General features: G+C 60.8%; 13 protein-coding genes. 1 reads left to right on the top strand and 12 read right to left on the bottom strand.

The window, feature by feature from the left end; genetic code table 11:
- Positions 1–232 precede the first annotated feature (232 nt).
- The 3 genes from DOU54_RS01540 to ampC all read right to left on the bottom strand — a co-directional run bounded on the left by DOU54_RS01540 (position 233) and on the right by ampC (position 5,948).
- Positions 233–3,022 carry a bifunctional aconitate hydratase 2/2-methylisocitrate dehydratase gene (locus DOU54_RS01540; RefSeq protein ID WP_113730319.1) on the bottom strand — a complete coding sequence of 930 codons (2,790 nt, stop codon included), beginning with the start codon at positions 3,020–3,022 and terminating at the stop codon, positions 233–235.
- Between the two features lie 201 nt (positions 3,023–3,223).
- Positions 3,224–4,546, bottom strand: coding sequence for a solute carrier family 23 protein (locus tag DOU54_RS01535; RefSeq protein WP_004444867.1), 1,323 nt, complete (start codon positions 4,544–4,546; stop codon positions 3,224–3,226).
- Between the two features lie 244 nt (positions 4,547–4,790).
- Positions 4,791–5,948 (bottom strand): class C beta-lactamase, encoded by a 1,158-nt coding sequence (ampC, locus tag DOU54_RS01530; RefSeq protein WP_113730317.1) that lies wholly within the window; start codon positions 5,946–5,948, stop codon positions 4,791–4,793.
- Between the two features lie 131 nt (positions 5,949–6,079).
- Between ampC and DOU54_RS01525 the strand changes: the two genes are divergently transcribed.
- Complete coding sequence (locus DOU54_RS01525; RefSeq protein ID WP_037092620.1) at positions 6,080–6,958, top strand: LysR family transcriptional regulator; 879 nt, start codon at positions 6,080–6,082, stop codon at positions 6,956–6,958.
- Between the two features lie 5 nt (positions 6,959–6,963).
- Here DOU54_RS01525 and chrA read toward each other — a convergent pair whose 3' ends face one another.
- From chrA to DOU54_RS01480, 9 genes are all read right to left on the bottom strand, one after another.
- Positions 6,964–8,193: a chromate efflux transporter gene (gene chrA, locus DOU54_RS01520; RefSeq protein WP_153775702.1), complete on the bottom strand. Its 1,230-nt coding sequence runs from the start codon at positions 8,191–8,193 to the stop codon at positions 6,964–6,966.
- Positions 8,194–8,330: 137 nt separating this feature from the next.
- Entirely contained in the window at positions 8,331–9,089 is a 759-nt protein-coding gene (locus DOU54_RS01515) for an aspartate/glutamate racemase family protein (RefSeq protein WP_037092622.1), read from the bottom strand.
- An 11-nt stretch (positions 9,090–9,100) separates the two neighbouring features.
- Complete coding sequence (locus DOU54_RS01510; protein ID WP_022562606.1) at positions 9,101–9,919, bottom strand: ABC transporter permease; 819 nt, start codon at positions 9,917–9,919, stop codon at positions 9,101–9,103.
- A 2-nt stretch (positions 9,920–9,921) separates the two neighbouring features.
- Positions 9,922–10,833, bottom strand: coding sequence for an ABC transporter permease (locus tag DOU54_RS01505; protein WP_004444878.1), 912 nt, complete (start codon positions 10,831–10,833; stop codon positions 9,922–9,924).
- Positions 10,834–11,006: 173 nt separating this feature from the next.
- The gene (locus tag DOU54_RS01500; protein ID WP_113730315.1) at positions 11,007–12,296 is read right to left on the bottom strand and encodes an ABC transporter substrate-binding protein; all 1,290 of its coding nucleotides are present in this window, start codon (positions 12,294–12,296) and stop codon (positions 11,007–11,009) included.
- A gap of 30 nt (positions 12,297–12,326) precedes the next feature.
- Positions 12,327–13,412, bottom strand: coding sequence for an ABC transporter ATP-binding protein (locus DOU54_RS01495; protein WP_113730313.1), 1,086 nt, complete (start codon positions 13,410–13,412; stop codon positions 12,327–12,329).
- A gap of 284 nt (positions 13,413–13,696) precedes the next feature.
- The gene (locus DOU54_RS01490; RefSeq protein WP_006700492.1) at positions 13,697–14,422 is read right to left on the bottom strand and encodes an amino acid ABC transporter ATP-binding protein; all 726 of its coding nucleotides are present in this window, start codon (positions 14,420–14,422) and stop codon (positions 13,697–13,699) included.
- Positions 14,400–15,059, bottom strand: a complete 660-nt coding sequence (locus DOU54_RS01485; protein WP_004444886.1) for an amino acid ABC transporter permease — start codon at positions 15,057–15,059, stop codon at positions 14,400–14,402. The genes DOU54_RS01490 and DOU54_RS01485 overlap by 23 nt, the downstream gene beginning before the upstream one ends.
- Complete coding sequence (locus tag DOU54_RS01480) at positions 15,056–15,727, bottom strand: amino acid ABC transporter permease (RefSeq protein WP_113730311.1); 672 nt, start codon at positions 15,725–15,727, stop codon at positions 15,056–15,058. The genes DOU54_RS01485 and DOU54_RS01480 overlap by 4 nt, the downstream gene beginning before the upstream one ends.
- Positions 15,728–15,765: the final 38 nt, after the last annotated feature.

Below are 15,765 nucleotides of genomic sequence, written 5' to 3'. Positions count from 1 at the left end.
AACCTTGGAACCTGCGTATTTTAGATTTCACAAAACAACTAAACGAAGTGTTACCCTTGCCATGCAAGTGCTGACAATTCGGCATGCCGCAAACGGCTATTGTCTTGATAATGCTCAAGGCCCGGCGGGCCAGCGACAAGGGCCAATACAAAAAGGGCAGCGGGAATATCTCCCCGCCGCCCTCTTTCATTCACCGCACTGTCCCGCATCCAGATGCAGGCGGTATTGCGGATTAATAATGCACCGACTGGGAATCGATCGGCGTCGTCTTCGGCGGAGCGAACTTCGTCAGGTCGATGCCCTCGACGGCGGAACGATACTCCTCGATGCTCGGCGTACGGCCGAGAATGGCGGACAGCACCACGACCGGGGTGGAGGCCAGAAGCGATTCACCCTTCTTTTCGGCACTGTCTTCAACGACACGGCCCTGGAAGAGACGCGTCGAGGTTGCCAGAACCGTGTCACCCTTGGCTGCCTTTTCCTGGTTGCCCATGCACAGGTTGCAGCCAGGGCGTTCCAGATAGAGGATGTTTTCGTATTCGGTCCGGTTCGTTGTCTTCGGGTTGATGTCATCGAATTCGAAGCCGGAATATTTCTGGAGGATTTCCCAATCCCCTTCCGCCTTCAGCTCGTCGATGATGTTGTAGGTCGGCGCGGCAACGACGAGCGGAGCCTTGAATTCGACCTTGCCTTCGGTCTTTTCGATGTTGCGCAGCATCTGCGCGACGATCTTCACGTCGCCCTTATGCACCATGCACGAGCCGACGAAGCCGAGATCGACATTCTTGGTGGCGCCATAATAGGAAACCGGACGGATCGTATCGTGCGTGTAGCGTCTCGAAACGTCGTTGTTGTTGACGTCGGGGTCGGCGATCATCGGTTCGTTGATGACATCGAGATCGACGACGACTTCAGCGAAATATTTCGCATTCGCGTCAGGCTTCAATGCTGGAACTTCACCGGAACGGATTTCCGCAATGCGCTGATCCGCCTTCGCAATCAGGCCTTTAAGCGTCTGTGCGGCATTGTCCATGCCCTTGTCGATCATGATCTGGATGCGCGACTTGGCGATCTCCAGCGACTCGATCAGCGTTTCGTCTTCGGAAATGCAGATCGACGCCTTGGCCTTCATCTCGGCCGTCCAGTCGGTGAAGGTGAAAGCCTGGTCGGCAAGCAGTGTTCCGAGATGGACTTCGATGATACGGCCCTGGAACACGTTGTCGCCGTGCTGCTGCAGCATCTGCGCCTGCGTCGCGTGCACCACGTCGCGGAAGTCCATGTAGGGCTGCATCGTTCCCTTGAAGGTGACCTTGACCGATTGCGGGATCGGCATGGTCGCCTCGCCCGTGGCGAGCGCCAAAGCGACGGTGCCGGAGTCCGCACCAAAGGCGACGCCCTTGGACATGCGGGTGTGGCTGTCGCCGCCGATGATGATTGCCCGGTCATCAACGGTGATGTCGTTCAGAACCTTGTGGATCACGTCCGTCATGGAGTGATAGACGCCCTTCGGATCACGGCCGGTGATGACGCCGAAATTGTGCATGAAGGCCATGAGCTTCGGCGTGTTGGCCTGAGCCTTCTTGTCCCAGACGGACGCCGTGTGGCAGCCGGACTGATAGGCGCCGTCCACCAGCGGCGAAATGACGGTGGCCGCCATCGCTTCCAGTTCCTGCGCGGTCATCAGGCCGGTCGTATCCTGCGAACCGACGATGTTGACCTTGACGCGAACGTCGGAACCGGCATGCAGCACCTTGCCAGGCGTCACGCCAACGGCGTTGCGGTTGAAGATCTTCTCGACGGCGGTAAGGCCCTGGCCTTCGATCGAAATTTCCTTGTTCGGTGCAAAGACAGGGGTCGCCTCGACGCCAAGCGTTCCAGCGGCAAAAGTCTGGAGCTTCTTGCCGAAGACGATGGCATAGGAGCTCCCAGCCTTCATGAATTCCATCTTCTGGGGCGTGAAGGACGAAGCGAGATCGACCAGCTCGGTGCCGTTTTCGTCCCGCAGCTTGCGATTCTTGGCGTCGATCTTGAGGACCGTGCCGGTCTCGACCGAATATTTCTGCTCAAGGATGGGGTTGCCGTCATTGTTGAGGATCGGCTTGCCGTCTTCGCCGAGCTTCTTCACCCAGTTCTTCAGGTTGATGCCGATGCCACCCGTCACGTCGACGGTGGTGGCGAAAATCGGCGAAATGCCGTTGGTGCCCGCAACGATGGGGGCGTAGTTGACGAAGGGCACGTAGGGGCTGGCCTGCTTGCCGGTCCACAGCGCCACGTTATTGACGCCCGACATGCGCGAGGAGCCAACGCCCATCGTGCCCTTTTCGGCGATCATCATCACCCGCTTGTCGGGGTGCTGCTTCTGCAGCGCGACGATTTGCGCCTGCGCTTCCGGCGAGATCATACACTGGCCGTGCAGCTGGCGGTCGGAGCGCGAATGCGCCTGATTGCCCGGCGACAGGAGGTCGGTCGAAATATCGCCTTCGGCGGCGATGAAGGTGACGACCTTGATCTCGTCCTCGACATCGGGAAGCTTGGTGAAGAACTCGGCCTTGGCGTAGCTTTCAAGCACGTCCCGGGCAATCGCGTTGCCGGCCTTGTAGGCATCCCGCAGGCGGAACATGTCGGCATCGTAAAGGAAGACCTGGGTCTTCAGCACTTCACCCGCCTTGGTGGCGATTGCGGCATCGTTGCCGAGCGCGATGTCGAGCAGCACCTTGATCGACGGGCCGCCCTTCATGTGCGACAGCAGTTCCAGCGCGAAGGTCGGGGTAATCTCGGGGACGATGACGTCGCCGAGGATGATCTGCTTCAGAAACGCAGCCTTCACACCGGCGGCGCTCGTGGTTCCCGGCAATGTGTTATAAATGAAAAACTTCAGGGCATCGGCGCGGTGTTCGCTGCCTGCATCCTTGATCAGTTCGATGATTTCGGCGGTCAACGCACCGTCATCGATCGGCTTGGGCGCAAGTCCCTGTGGTTCTCTGCTTTTGATTTCAGCCAGGTAATCCAAGTAAAGGTTCATCGCAATCCCAACGTCATGATGTCTATAGAGCCGAACACAGCGCCACCAAACGGTAGTGCTGGTCGCCCCCGGGTTTCTGTCGGTTTCGACTACGCCAACCGGGGGCCGCTGACAAGATGTCGCATGCCTGTAAGCGCGGGGATGCGCGATATTTCGCCCATCCCACATCTTCGCCGCCAGGTCGCGCCGGCACTCCCCGCCTTATCGTCCCTGCGACGGCTTGCCGAGGCCGAGCAGATGATAAAAGGCGATGGCGCCGATTGTGGCCGTGCCGATGCCATCGAGCGTGAATCCGCCCACATTCAGCTTGAAATTTCCTGCCCCCAGAACAAGGGCGATACCCACCGTGATGAGGTTGCGTGGCTCGGAAAAGTCGACCTTGTTTTCCACCCAAATGCGCCCGGCGGTTGCCGCGATGAGGCCGAAGACGACGACGGACAGGCCGCCGATGACCGGCCCGGGTATCGTCTGTATCAGCGCGCCAAACTTCGGCGAAAAGCCGAGGAGGATGGCCACCAAAGCCGCGACAATGAAAACGAGCGTCGAGAAGATGCGGGTTATCGCCATGACGCCCATGTTCTCTGCGTAGGTGGTCATGCCGGTTCCGCCAAAGGCGCCGGAGAAGATGGTCGCGATGCCGTCGCCGATAAAGGCCCGACCGAGGTAGGGATCGAGGTTCCTGCCGGTCATCGCGCCGATTGCCTTGATGTGCCCGAGATTTTCCGCCACGAGGATGACGACGACCGGAGCTATCAGTGCGATTGCCGACGCGGAAAAGACCGGCGTGGTGAAGGTTGGCAATCCGAACCAGGCTGCGGCGGCGACGCCTGAAAAATCAACCGGTTTGCCGAGGCCGAGACCGTTCGCCACCAAGAGATAGGCGAGATAGGCGATCGCGCCGCCGATGAGGATCGGCAAGCGCCGCGCCATTCCGGGCGCATAGACGGCAATCGCACCGACCGAGGTGACCGTCAGAATGGCAATCCATCGCGACAGCTGGTCGCCATCGGGATTGCCAGGGCCGGAGCCGGAGGCGCTGGCTATCGCGATGGGCGCGAGCACGAGGCCGATGGCGGCGACGATGGCCCCCGTCAGGACCGGCGGCATCAGCCGCTCGATCCAGTTATGACCGGCAATCATGACGATCACGCCAATCAGTGCATAAAGCACGCCCGCGGCGATGATGCCGCCGAGCGCAAGCGCGATATTCGGGCTTGCCGCGCCCGCCGCCGCCCCGGTCGCCACCAGAACGGGGCCGATGAAGGCGAAGGATGAACCAAGATAGCTCGGCACGCGACCGCCAACGGCGATGAAGAAGATCAGCGTGGAAATACCGGAAAACAGGATCGATACATTCGGATCGAAGCCCATGATCAGCGGCGCGAGAACCGTGGAGCCGAACATGGCCACGACGTGCTGCAAACCGAGCACCGCGGTCTGCCCGGCGGGCAATCGCTCATCCGGCATGATGCGCCCTTCGGTTTTCAATCGCCAGCGAGGAAAATAACCACCCGTGTCGCTCATCGTCGTCCCCCACGAACCGCCCGGCGCGAAACTGACGGCTTTTCCGTCGCAGATCGCAGCCGCGCAAAAAGAGTTGCCTTTTGATGATAAGCGCGGTCGGCCGAGATCGAATCGGTGGCCGGCGTATCTTTTCTCCGGTAGCGCGATTGGTTCTCGCTGTCATCCGGGCGGCGGGATCGAAATGCGTTTGGCGCCGGCGGGAGTGCGCCCCGCGCCGGCACGGCAAGGAAGCATCGGGCGGATATCAGTCCGCCGTGTCGACAGTCGTCAAAATCTCAACGGCCGCCGTGACACGATCCTCATTGGGATAGTTTTTGTTGGCCAGTATGACGATGCCGAGTTTCCGTTGAGGGATGAAGGCGACATAGGCGCCAAAACCATTGGTGGAACCCGTCTTGTTGACGAAGACATCCTGTCCGGGCTTCAGGGGCGGCGCGATTTCCTGCACCGGAACGGTCTTGAGAAGAGCGCCGGAATTGGACTGGACAAGCGTCTTCAAGGCGACAGGCCGGGCATATTGCTCCCAGACGAGATCCTGCGTCATGGCGCCGACCGCGAAATAACCGGTATGGGTGCTTGCGATCGCCTGCCGGATCTTGCCGTCCAGCTTTTCAAGCCCCAGATTCGCGTTGACGAAGCGGATCATGTCTGTCGCCGTCGATCTGACGCCATAGGCTTCCGAAGAGAGAATGCCCGGCGACAGGCGGGCCGGCTCGTCGTTTCGCGTGTAGCCCTGTGCATAATTGGCCAATTTCGCCTGGGGAACGACCGTGAACGTGTCCTTCAGGCCGAGCGCAGGAAAGAGCGTGTCCTGCATGGCGGCGTCGTAGCCCTGCCCCATCGCCTTTGCCGTGATGTAGCCGAGCATGCCGATGCTGGGATTGGCGTAGGTCCTGTGCGTTCCGGCGCCGTAAGAAGGCTTCCAGCTCTTGAGATAAGCCAGCAGCTGCGTCTCCGTATTGACATTGTCAGGCACCTGTAGCGGAAAGCCGCCTGCGGTGTGGGTGCCGAGATGCGTCAATGTAACGTCACCGAAAGCGGTGCCCTTCATGCCCGGAAGATAATCCCTGACCCTGCCGGACAGCGACAAATGCCCGTTCGCCTCGGCGTAGGTCGCAAGGGTAGCCGTGAATGTCTTGCTGATGGAGCCGAGTTCGAACAGCGTTTCAGCCGTCACCGGCTGGCCGGTGCTTTTTGACATCGCGCCGTAAGTGAAGATGTAGCTCTCTCCATCGACGCTGATGCCGACCGCAAGCCCGGGTATGCCGTTCTTTTCCATGATGGGCTTGATCGCCGCATCCGTTATCGCCTTCAGCCTCGCCTCGTCGGCGGCCAGAGCCGGCGTGAGGAGGATCGCCGAAAGCATGGCCGTCCATACGATATGTCTGCGGTGAAAATTCATCTGTCGCGTCTCCAAAACCTCAGGTGGATATCAGGCGTTTCCCCAGCCAGCGCGAAAGACGTTTAGCCGCCCTACATTGCACGAACAAATCATGATATCTCGGAGGAGACACAAGAAAATCTAGGTCTCGAATGGTCCGTCAATTTCTTCCCCTGAACGGTCTGCGCGCGTTCGAAGCTTCCGCGCGGCATCTGAGCTTTACCCGCGCGGCGATCGAACTATGCGTGACGCAGGCGGCTGTGAGCCAGCAGGTCAAGGGGCTGGAAAAGCGGCTGGGCGTCGCGCTTTTTCAGCGTCTTCCGCGCGGCCTGAAGATAACTGCGGAAGGCGAAGCCCTGCTGCCGACGGTGACCAGTTCCTTCGACCAGATGGCAACGACGCTTGACCGCATCGAGGCCGGGCAGGTGCGCGAACTGCTGTTTCTCGGCGTTGTCGGCACCTTCGCGGTCGGCTGGCTGCTGCCGCGCCTGCAGGCGTTTCAGAAGCGCCACCCCTTTATTGACGTCAGGGTTTCCACCAACAACAACCGGGTGGATATGGCGGCAGAGGGGCTGGATTTCGCCATTCGTTTCGGTCAGGGCTCGTGGCACGGCACGGATGCGTTTCGTCTCTTTGACGCGCCGCTTTCGCCGCTGTGCACGCCGAAACTGGCGGAAACGCTGAAAGCGCCGGCCGACCTGATGGAAGCGACATTGCTGCGCAGTTACCGCGCCGATGAATGGAGCAGCTGGTTTGCGGCGGCGGGCGTCACGCCGGCGGCACAGGTCAATGCCGGCATTGTCTTCGACACGTCGCTCGGGATGATGGAGGCCGCCCTGCAAGGGCTCGGTGTCGCGCTGGCGCCGCCGTCGATGTTTTCACGGCATCTGGCTTCCGGAGCGGTCGTCCAACCTTTTCCCGTCACCGTATCGCTCGGTAGCTATTGGTTGACCCGGCTGCAATCGAAACCGCCGACCCCAGCCATGCAGGTCTTTTCCGAGTGGCTGTTCGACAGCATCGGCACTGCCTGAAGCCTTTACACGAGGGCGAGCGCCACGCCGCCGGCCGCGCAAAGAAGAACGACGACCCATGGCGGCGCTTTCCAGACCGTCAGTAGGATGAAACCCGCAAGCGCCAGTGCAAAATCCCTGGGGGTGAAGACGGCGCTGGTCCAGACGGGATCATAAAGCGCCGCGCCCAATATGCCGACCACCGCGGCATTGGCGCCGCGCATGGCCGCCTGCGCCAGAGGATGCCGGCGAAAACCCTCCCAGAAAGGAAGTGCGCCGACGAGAAGCAACATGCCGGGCAGGAAGATGGCGACGAGAGCGATGGCTGCGCCCGCCACGCCGTTCGGCTGAGGGCCCGCCACCGCGCCGAGATATGCAGCAAAAGTGAAGAGCGGACCGGGCACGGCCTGCGTTGCGCCATAGCCGGCAATGAAGGCATCCCTGGTGACCCAGCCCGAGGCGACGACTTCGGATTGCAGAAGAGGCAACACCACGTGGCCGCCGCCGAAGACCAGCGCGCCGGCCCGATAGAAGGCGTCAAACAAGGAGAGCCCCTGCCAGGCCGCGCCCGCCGCAAAAACCGGCAGCAGAACGAGAAGAAGGGCGAAAGCCGCAAGCGAAACATATCCCACGCGTTTCGACACGCGGAAGGCAATATGGCTGGTCGACCCCGCCGAGACGGCGCGGCAGAAGACCAGCCCGGCGAGCGCTCCGGCGCAAAGCGCCAGGATTTGCCCGAAAGCGCCGGCGATGAACACGACACAGACGATGGCGGCCATCGCGATGGTCGCGCGCTCACGATCCGGTGCGAGGCTTTTTGCCATTCCCCATACCGCCTGGGCGACCACGGCAACAGCGACTATCTTCAATCCATGCAGCAGGCCCGTGCCGACGGGGCCTTCGATGGATGCGGCGACCATTGCGAAAGCGACGAGAAGAATGGCAGATGGCAGCGTAAACGCCGTCCAGGCGGCCAGCGCCCCGAGCGGCCCTGCCCTCAGCAGTCCGAGCGCAAAGCCCACCTGGCTGGAAGCGGGACCGGGCAGAAACTGGCAGAGCGCCACGAGGTCCGCATAACCGGCTTCATCGACCCATTTGCGCCGGACGACCAGCTCATCGCGAAAATAACCGAGATGAGCGATGGGGCCGCCAAAGGACGTGACCCCGAGCTTCAAAAAGGCCGCGAAAACTTCGCCGGGCGTTCCGATTTTGTGACGCGCGGTGTCGTTCGAAATCGTGGGTGTCGAGGAATTCAACGATAGCTCCCTAAGCGTATGGCGGCTGCGCATACACATCGTCCGCACTGAAACGCCGAGGGTATCAGACACTATTACGACAGGGATATGAAGGGCCTTGCGAAATCAGCACCGTGTGAACCGGACCGGGAAACGTCTCAGCCGCCCTCCGGCATCCCGCCGCTCCTGCCCGGCTGAAACATGTCCAGCAATCCGCGATAGGGCTTGGGGACCGGCGTGGCATAAGCGCCGCGCTTGGCGGTGGAGAGCCCCATGGATACCAGTGCTTCCGCCTGTTTAACGGCTGCTGCGACGCCGTCGATGACAGGGACGCCGAATTCGGCGCGGAGTTCCGCCGTCAGGTCGGCCATGCCGGCGCAGCCGAGCACGATCGCCTCGGCACGATCCTGCCTCAGCGCCAGGGAGATTTCCTCCCGCAGCCTTTCGCGTGCATTCGAACCCGCCTCTTCCAGCGACAGAACCGGAATGTCGGCGGCGCGGACATTGCAGCGGGAAGACATGCCATAGCGCTGGACGAGATGTTCGAGCGGCAGCCGGGACCGTTCCATCGTCGTGACGATGGTGAATTTCTGCGCGATGAAGGCCGTGGCGGAAACCGCCGCCTCACAGATGCCGATGACGGGAATGTCTGCAAGAGCCCGGGCCGCATCAAGCCCGGTATCATCGAAACAGGCGATGATCGCCGCGTCGACGCGCAGCGCCGGAGCCTTGGCAAGCTCCAGCAGAAGGCCAGGCACCGCGAATGCCTCGTCGTAATAACCTTCGATGGAGACAGGCCCCATGGAAGAGGTGACGGCGAGGATTTCCGTATCGCGGCCCGCCACCCGTGTCGCGGCGTCGGCGATGGTCGCGGTCATGGACTGCGTGGTATTGGGATTGATGACGAGAATGCGCATCTTGGGTTTCTTCATCCGCGCGAATGGCGTCGATTGAGCGTGACGATCAGGCCGAGCGTGGCCGCGATCACCAGGAAGGAAAACAGGGTGGTAACGGCGCCGAGCGCATAAAGCACAGGGGTCGTGACATTGGTGGTCATGCCGTAGATTTCCAGCGGCAACGTGTTGTAGGTGCCAGACGTCATCAGCGTGCGGGCGAACTCGTCGTAGGAAAGCGTGAACCCGAAGAGGCCGACACCGATCAGGCTCGGCGCGATCATCGGCAGCACCACATGGGCGAAGGTCTGCCATGAGGACGCACCGAGATCGCGCGCCGCCTCCTCATAGGACGGCGAAAACCGGTTGAAGACTGCAAGCATGATGAGAACGCCGAAGGGCAACGTCCAGGTCAGATGCGCGCCAAAAGCTGATGTATACCATGAAGGTTCAAGCCCAAGCTGCTGAAACAAAACACCAATGCCAAGGGATATGATGATGGAAGGCACCACCAGGCTGGCGACCGACAGATAAAACAGCGGCGTCGCGCCGATGAATTTGCGACGGAAGGCAAGGCCTGCCAGCAAAGAGACGAGCACGGTTACGACCATGACCATCAGGCCGAGAGCGAAGGAACGGCGGAACGATCCGCCGAAATCGCCGACTGCCTGCTGTTCGAAGAGATTGCCGAACCAGTGCAGCGAGACGCCGTTCAGCGGGAACGTCAGGCCTCCGTTCGGCCCCTGGAAGGCGAGGATGAGGATGGCCGACAACGGGCCGTAAAGAAACAGCACGAAGAGGGCGAAAAAGAAAGCGAGGATATAGAATTCGCGGCCGCGTTTTTCCCGATGCATAATCAAAGCTCCTTGCGGATATCGACGATGCGCAGGATGCCCGCGACCATCAGGAGAACGAGGACGAGCAGGATGACGGCATTGGCGGCAGCGGCCGGATATTGCAGCAGCGACATCTGGTTCTTCATCATCAGCGCCACCGAGGCGCTCTGGCCGCCCGACATGACCTGAACCGTGGAAAAATCGGCCATGACCAGCGTGACAACGAAGATGCTACCGATCGCCATGCCGGGTTTTGCGAGCGGGATGATGACATTGGTGAGCGTCTGCCAGCCGGTCGCACCAGCGTCGCGCGCCGCCTCGATCAAGGATTTGTCGATGCGCATCAGCGTGTTGAAGATCGGCGTGACCATGAACAGCGTATAAAGATGCACCATGGCCAGCACCACGGCGAAATCGGAATAGAGCAGCCATTCGATCGGCTCGGGGATGATGCCGGTGCCGACCAGCGCGCTGTTGACGAGACCGTTTCGCCCCAGAACGGGTATCCACGAAATCATGCGGATGATGTTGGACGTCAGGAAGGGCACGGTGCAGACAAGGAACAGCACCATCTGCATGGTGGTGGTGCGGATGTGAAAGGCGAGGAAATAAGCCACCCAAAAACCGCAGAACAGCGTGATGGCCCAGACCATCGCTGCATATTTCAGCGTATTTAGATAGGTCTGCCAGGTGACCCACGATCCCAGTGTCTCGCTGTAATTGAAGGTCACGAAATCAGGATACATCTGGGCGAAATCGTAATCCCAGAAGCTGACGACGGCGATCATCAGGATCGGCAGAGCCAGGAAAAAGCCGAGGATCAGGAAAAGCGGGGCAGCCTGCACATAGGAGACGAGTTTTTGCGGCAGCGCGAAGCTGCGGGGCGGTCTGTCCTTCTTGTCGCTGACGCCGATGAGTCTGACCGTCACCATGGGGAGCCTTTCTGTGGATTTGCAGAAGTGCCGGCGGCATTGCCGCCAGCGGGCACGTTGGAAGGTCCGCCACACCCTCGACGTCATCCTCGGCTTGACCCGAGGATGACGTCGAGAGGTGGGTGCCTGTCACAATTGACCGGCGGGACTTGCCGCCGGTCGTCCTGAAAGCATCACGCCGCGATGAACTCGTTCCAGCGGCGAACCATGTAGCGGTCTTCGTCCATGACCGAGTTCCAGCACGCCACCTTGCCCATGCGCTCCTCGAAGGAACCGCCATCGCGCACGGCACCGGCCTTTTCCATGACCTTGCCGTCTGGCGCGATGATATCGCCCTGAGCGGCCTTGCCCTCGACCCAGTAACCCCACTCGTCGGCGGTCATGTGCTCCTTCGCGGTTTCCATGGCGGCGGAGTAATAACCCTGACGGTTGAGGTAGGCGCCGACCCAGCCCGCGGTGTACCAGTTGATATATTCATAGGCTGCATCGAGCTTCGCACCGGACAGATGCTTGGCGAGACCGAGACCGCCGCCCCAGGAGCGATAGCCTTCCTTCAGCGGCTGATATTTGCAGGCGATGCCCTTCGAGCGGACCGCGGCAACGGCCGGTGACCACATGGACTGGATGATGACTTCGCCCGAGGCCATGAGGTTGACGCTTTCGTCGAAGCTCTTCCAGAAGGCGCGGAACTGGCCGTCTTTCTTGGCCTTGATGAGGAAATCGATGGTCTTGTCGATTTCCGCCTTCGTCATGTTGCCCTTGTCGGCATATTTGATGTTGCCCATGGCTTCCATGATCATCGCCGCGTCCATGATGCCGATGGACGGGATGTTGAGGATGGAGGTCTTGCCCTTGAATTTGGGGTCCATGATATCGGCCCAGCTGGTGATATCGCGGCCGACGAGATCGGGGCGGATGCCGAGCGTATCGGCATTGTAGATGGTCGGAACCATGGTGAAATAATCGGTCTCACCCTTGGCAAATGTCTTGTCGCCTGGCTTCTCGACGTAACCGACCGTGTGCGGCGCAGTGCCCTGCGCGACCACGCTGTCAGGCTTCAGCTTGCCGTTTTTGAACAGCGGCACGATCTTGTCGTAATATTTGAGCTTCTTGATTTCCATGGGCTGGATGACGCCGGCCGGATAGACCTTCTTCAGGATCCAGTATTCGATATCGGCGATATCGTAGGAGTTCGGCTGGGTGACGGCGCGCTGGGCAGCGGCGTCGGAATCCGTCGCCGTCATCTCAAGCGTGATGCCGAGGTCCGCCTTGCACTTTTCGGCAATGGCGTTGAGGTTGGAGACGCCGGTGCCGAACTGGCGGATGGTGATGGGGTTCTGCGCCCAGATGGTCGGGAAGCCGGTGATGAGGCCGGAGCCGATCGCCGCACCCGTGGCAGCCGCGCCCGCTTTCAGGAGGCCGCGGCGGGACAGGCCCTTCTTGCTGCTGGTGGTATCGGTCATTGCAAAGTTCTCCTCTGGTTATTTTTGGGGTCACTTCTCTACCCGGCCGAGCACGATGGCATCGGCCGCATTCCATGAAAGCGGTATGGCGTCGCCGGTCCTGACCGGGTTTTCGAAAAAGGCGGCGTCGCTGAGGATGACGTTGAAATCCTCCATGCCGGCGCCGGTCACGGCGATCTTCACGGTGGCGCCGCGATACTCGACATTGGAGACGATGCCCGTGAAACCGAGACCGGGTTGATCGGTCTCACCCACACGCACCCGATCGGTGCGAACGGCGATATCGACCGCCCCGTCATCCGGCGCCGCGCCTGTCGCGGTAAATGTGCCGCCGCCTGCGACTTCAAGCGTTACCAGCTCGCCGGACCTTTCCCTGAATCGTCCGGAAATGACATTGTGGTCGCCCATGAAACGGGCGACGAAAGCGGTCGCCGGTCGCTCGAAAACCTCACGCGGGGTCGCGGCCTGCTCGATGCGGCCGTCATTCATGACGACGATGATATCGGCCAGTGCCATCGCCTCTTCCTGACTGTGGGTGACGTGGACGAAGGTGATGCCGAGTGAAGTCTGCAGCTTCTTCAGCTCTGCGCGCATGCGGATCTTGAGGAAGGGATCGAGCGCCGAAAGCGGCTCGTCCAGCAACAGCGCCTCGGGATCGGTAATGAGCGCGCGCGCCAGCGCCACGCGCTGCTGCTGCCCGCCGGAAAGCTGGGCCGGGCGGCGGCCGGCATAAGGCTCGAGCTGCATCAGGCGCAGCATGTCCAGCGCCTTTGTGCGCCGGGTCTCCCTGTCCACGCCCTTCATCTTGAGGCTGAAGGCGACATTGTCGACGAGATCGAGATGCGGAAACAGCGCATAGGACTGGAACATCATCGCCGTGCCGCGCCGGGCGGGCGCCAGATCGGTCACGACGGTGTTGCCAAGCCTGACATCGCCGCTGGAAATGCTCTCGTGACCAGCGATCATCCGGAGCGTGGAGGTCTTGCCGCAGCCCGACGGACCGAGCAGGCAGCAGTAGCTCCCGGCCGGTATCTTCAGGCTTATCGCATGGACGGCGGTGGTGTTGCCGTAAATCTTGGATACGGAAGCGATGTCAATTGCGGCGGCTTTGCTCATAAACACTCTCCTGCGACACTTCTATCCATGCAGGAGGCGTGCCAATCGGCTTTCTCATTGATGCAAAAGGATATTTTCGAAGGAGAGAAACACCGGGCGGGAAGAGTGCCCAAATTTACAGCGATTGTTTTCGATGTAATGGAAAAATTGTATGCAATCTTGACGACTAATTGATTACGCGTCGCTGGTCCACATGACGCATGAACGCGCAAGTCGCAGCGCGAAGCCTGCGGCGCACGGGCCACTGCGCACGCCGTTCTGCAGGCGTGCGCAGCCATGGAATGTTAGAGCACACCGAGGAACTGCCTGAGTTCCGGTGTGCGGGGGTTAGCGAAAACTTCTTCCGGCGGGCCGATCTCGTGTACCCTTCCCTGATGCATGAAGACGACGCGCGAGCAGACGTCACGGGCGAACTTCATTTCATGCGTCACCATCAAAAGTGTCATGCCCTCCCTGGCAAGCTCACGCACGACAGCGAGCACCTCCGACACCAGTTCCGGGTCAAGCGCGGACGTGATTTCATCACACAGAAGCGCGATGGGCTGCATGGCAAGCGCGCGGGCGATGGCCACGCGCTGCTGCTGACCGCCGGAGAGCTGGTCCGGATAAGCGTCGAACTTGTGCGCCAGACCGACACGCTCCAGCATCCTGCGCGCCATCGCCTCCGCCTCGGGCGCCGCCAGCTTCTTCACCACCATCTGCGACAGCATCACATTGCCGCCGGCAGTCAGATGCGGGAAGAGATTGAACTGCTGGAAAATCATGCCCACCTTTAATCTGAGGGCCTTCAGATGCAGCTCGTCATCAAGCAGCTGGGCGCCCGCCACCTGAATGGAGCCGCTGCTGATCGTCTCAAGACCGTTGATACAGCGTAGCAGCGTCGATTTTCCCGAACCGCTTTTCCCGATGATCGCGATCACCTCTCCGGGCTCGACATCCAGGTTGATGCCCTTCAGCACCTCGTTGTCGCCAAAGCTCTTGTGGACTTCAGTGATTTCGATGAGCGACATTGAGCTTCCTTTCGAGAAACTGGCTGGATTTCGACAGCGGCCAGCAGAGGGCGAAATAGATGAGCGCCACCAGCCCGTATACCGTGAAAGGCTGGAAGGTCGCGTTGGTGACGATCGTGCCGGCCTTGGACAGTTCGACGAAACCGATAATGGAGGTGAGCGCGGTGCCCTTGATGACCTGAACGGAAAAACCGACTGTCGGTGGAATGGCGATCTTCATCGCCTGGGGCAGGATGACGTAACGCATCTGCTGCATTCGGCCCATGGCAAGGCTCGCCGAGGCCTCCCATTGCCCCTTCGCGATCGACTCTACACAGCCGCGCCAGATTTCCGCCAGAAACGCAGCAGTCCACAGGATGAGCGCCACGCCTGCGGCAAGCCAGGCTGGAACATCGATTCCGAAGAGGCCGAGGCCGAAAAAGGCGATGAAAAGCTGCATCAGGAGCGGCGTGCCCTGAAAGACTTCGATGTAGATGCGGGCAAGACGGCCCAAGGCCGGACGCGGACTGATGCGCAGCCACAGAAGCGCGAGGCCGACCAGGCCTCCGCCAGCGAAGGAAACCAGCGACAGCAGCAGCGTCCAGCGCGTGGCAAGCAACAGGTTGCGCAGAATATCCCAGAAGGTGAATTCCATCATCGCGCCAGCCTCCGCGGAAAAAGGAGGCCGCCCAGCGCCAGCATGCCCTGCCGCAGCAGGATCGCGAGCAGCAGGTAGATCACCGTCGAAACAATATAGGCCTCGAAGGCGCGGAAGGTTCGCGACTGGATGAAGTTGGCCGCAAACGTCAGGTCTTCCACCGCGATCTGCGAGACAACCGCCGAGCCGAGCATGACGATGACAACCTGCGACGTGAGCGCTGGCCAGATGCGCTGCAGCGATGGCCGGAGCACCACGTGGCGGAAGGTTTCGAAGCGCGTCATCGCAAGGCTTGCCCCCGCCTCGAACTGGCCTTTCGGTGTTGCCTGGATGCCGGCGCGAATGATCTCGCAGCTATAGGCGCCGAGATTGACGATCATCGCCAGATTGGCGGCGGTCAGCTCCGAAAGCTTGAAACCAAGCGACGGCAGGCCGAAAAAGATAAAAAATAGCTGGATGAGGAAAGGCGTATTGCGGATGAGTTCGACGTAACCGCCGACGATGGGCCTTAGCCAGGAGGGGCCAAGCGCACGGGCCCAGGCGCAGGCGGTGCCGAGCGACACGCCGATAACGCCGCCCACCAGCGTCAGCTGGCTGGTGATGGCAATACCCTTGGCAATCTGCGGCCAATATTCGCCGAGCCACAGGAAATCAAATTGATAGCTCAAGAAAGGTCCCCTTGCGCCGGTGGTGAGAAAGCCGTCCC

This window comes from Agrobacterium sp. MS2 (assembly GCF_003261015.1).
Taxonomy (GTDB): domain Bacteria; phylum Pseudomonadota; class Alphaproteobacteria; order Rhizobiales; family Rhizobiaceae; genus Agrobacterium; species Agrobacterium pusense.
Note: the sequence above shows the minus strand (reverse complement) of the source record. Positions and strands in the feature narration are given on the sequence as shown.

What these genes read in the sequence shown, in the direction of transcription:
- DOU54_RS01540 (WP_113730319.1), bottom strand. Translation starts at nt 3,022, where the DNA reads ATGAACCTTTACTTGGATTACCTGGCTGAAATCAAAAGCAGAGAACCA.
- DOU54_RS01535 (WP_004444867.1), bottom strand. Translation starts at nt 4,546, where the DNA reads ATGAGCGACACGGGTGGTTATTTTCCTCGCTGGCGATTGAAAACCGAA.
- ampC (WP_113730317.1), bottom strand. Translation starts at nt 5,948, where the DNA reads ATGAATTTTCACCGCAGACATATCGTATGGACGGCCATGCTTTCGGCG.
- DOU54_RS01525 (WP_037092620.1), top strand. Translation starts at nt 6,080, where the DNA reads ATGGTCCGTCAATTTCTTCCCCTGAACGGTCTGCGCGCGTTCGAAGCT.
- DOU54_RS01515 (WP_037092622.1), bottom strand. Translation starts at nt 9,089, where the DNA reads ATGCGCATTCTCGTCATCAATCCCAATACCACGCAGTCCATGACCGCG.
- DOU54_RS01510 (WP_022562606.1), bottom strand. Translation starts at nt 9,919, where the DNA reads ATGCATCGGGAAAAACGCGGCCGCGAATTCTATATCCTCGCTTTCTTT.
- DOU54_RS01505 (WP_004444878.1), bottom strand. Translation starts at nt 10,833, where the DNA reads ATGGTGACGGTCAGACTCATCGGCGTCAGCGACAAGAAGGACAGACCG.
- DOU54_RS01500 (WP_113730315.1), bottom strand. Translation starts at nt 12,296, where the DNA reads ATGACCGATACCACCAGCAGCAAGAAGGGCCTGTCCCGCCGCGGCCTC.
- DOU54_RS01495 (WP_113730313.1), bottom strand. Translation starts at nt 13,412, where the DNA reads ATGAGCAAAGCCGCCGCAATTGACATCGCTTCCGTATCCAAGATTTAC.
- DOU54_RS01490 (WP_006700492.1), bottom strand. Translation starts at nt 14,422, where the DNA reads ATGTCGCTCATCGAAATCACTGAAGTCCACAAGAGCTTTGGCGACAAC.
- DOU54_RS01485 (WP_004444886.1), bottom strand. Translation starts at nt 15,059, where the DNA reads ATGATGGAATTCACCTTCTGGGATATTCTGCGCAACCTGTTGCTTGCC.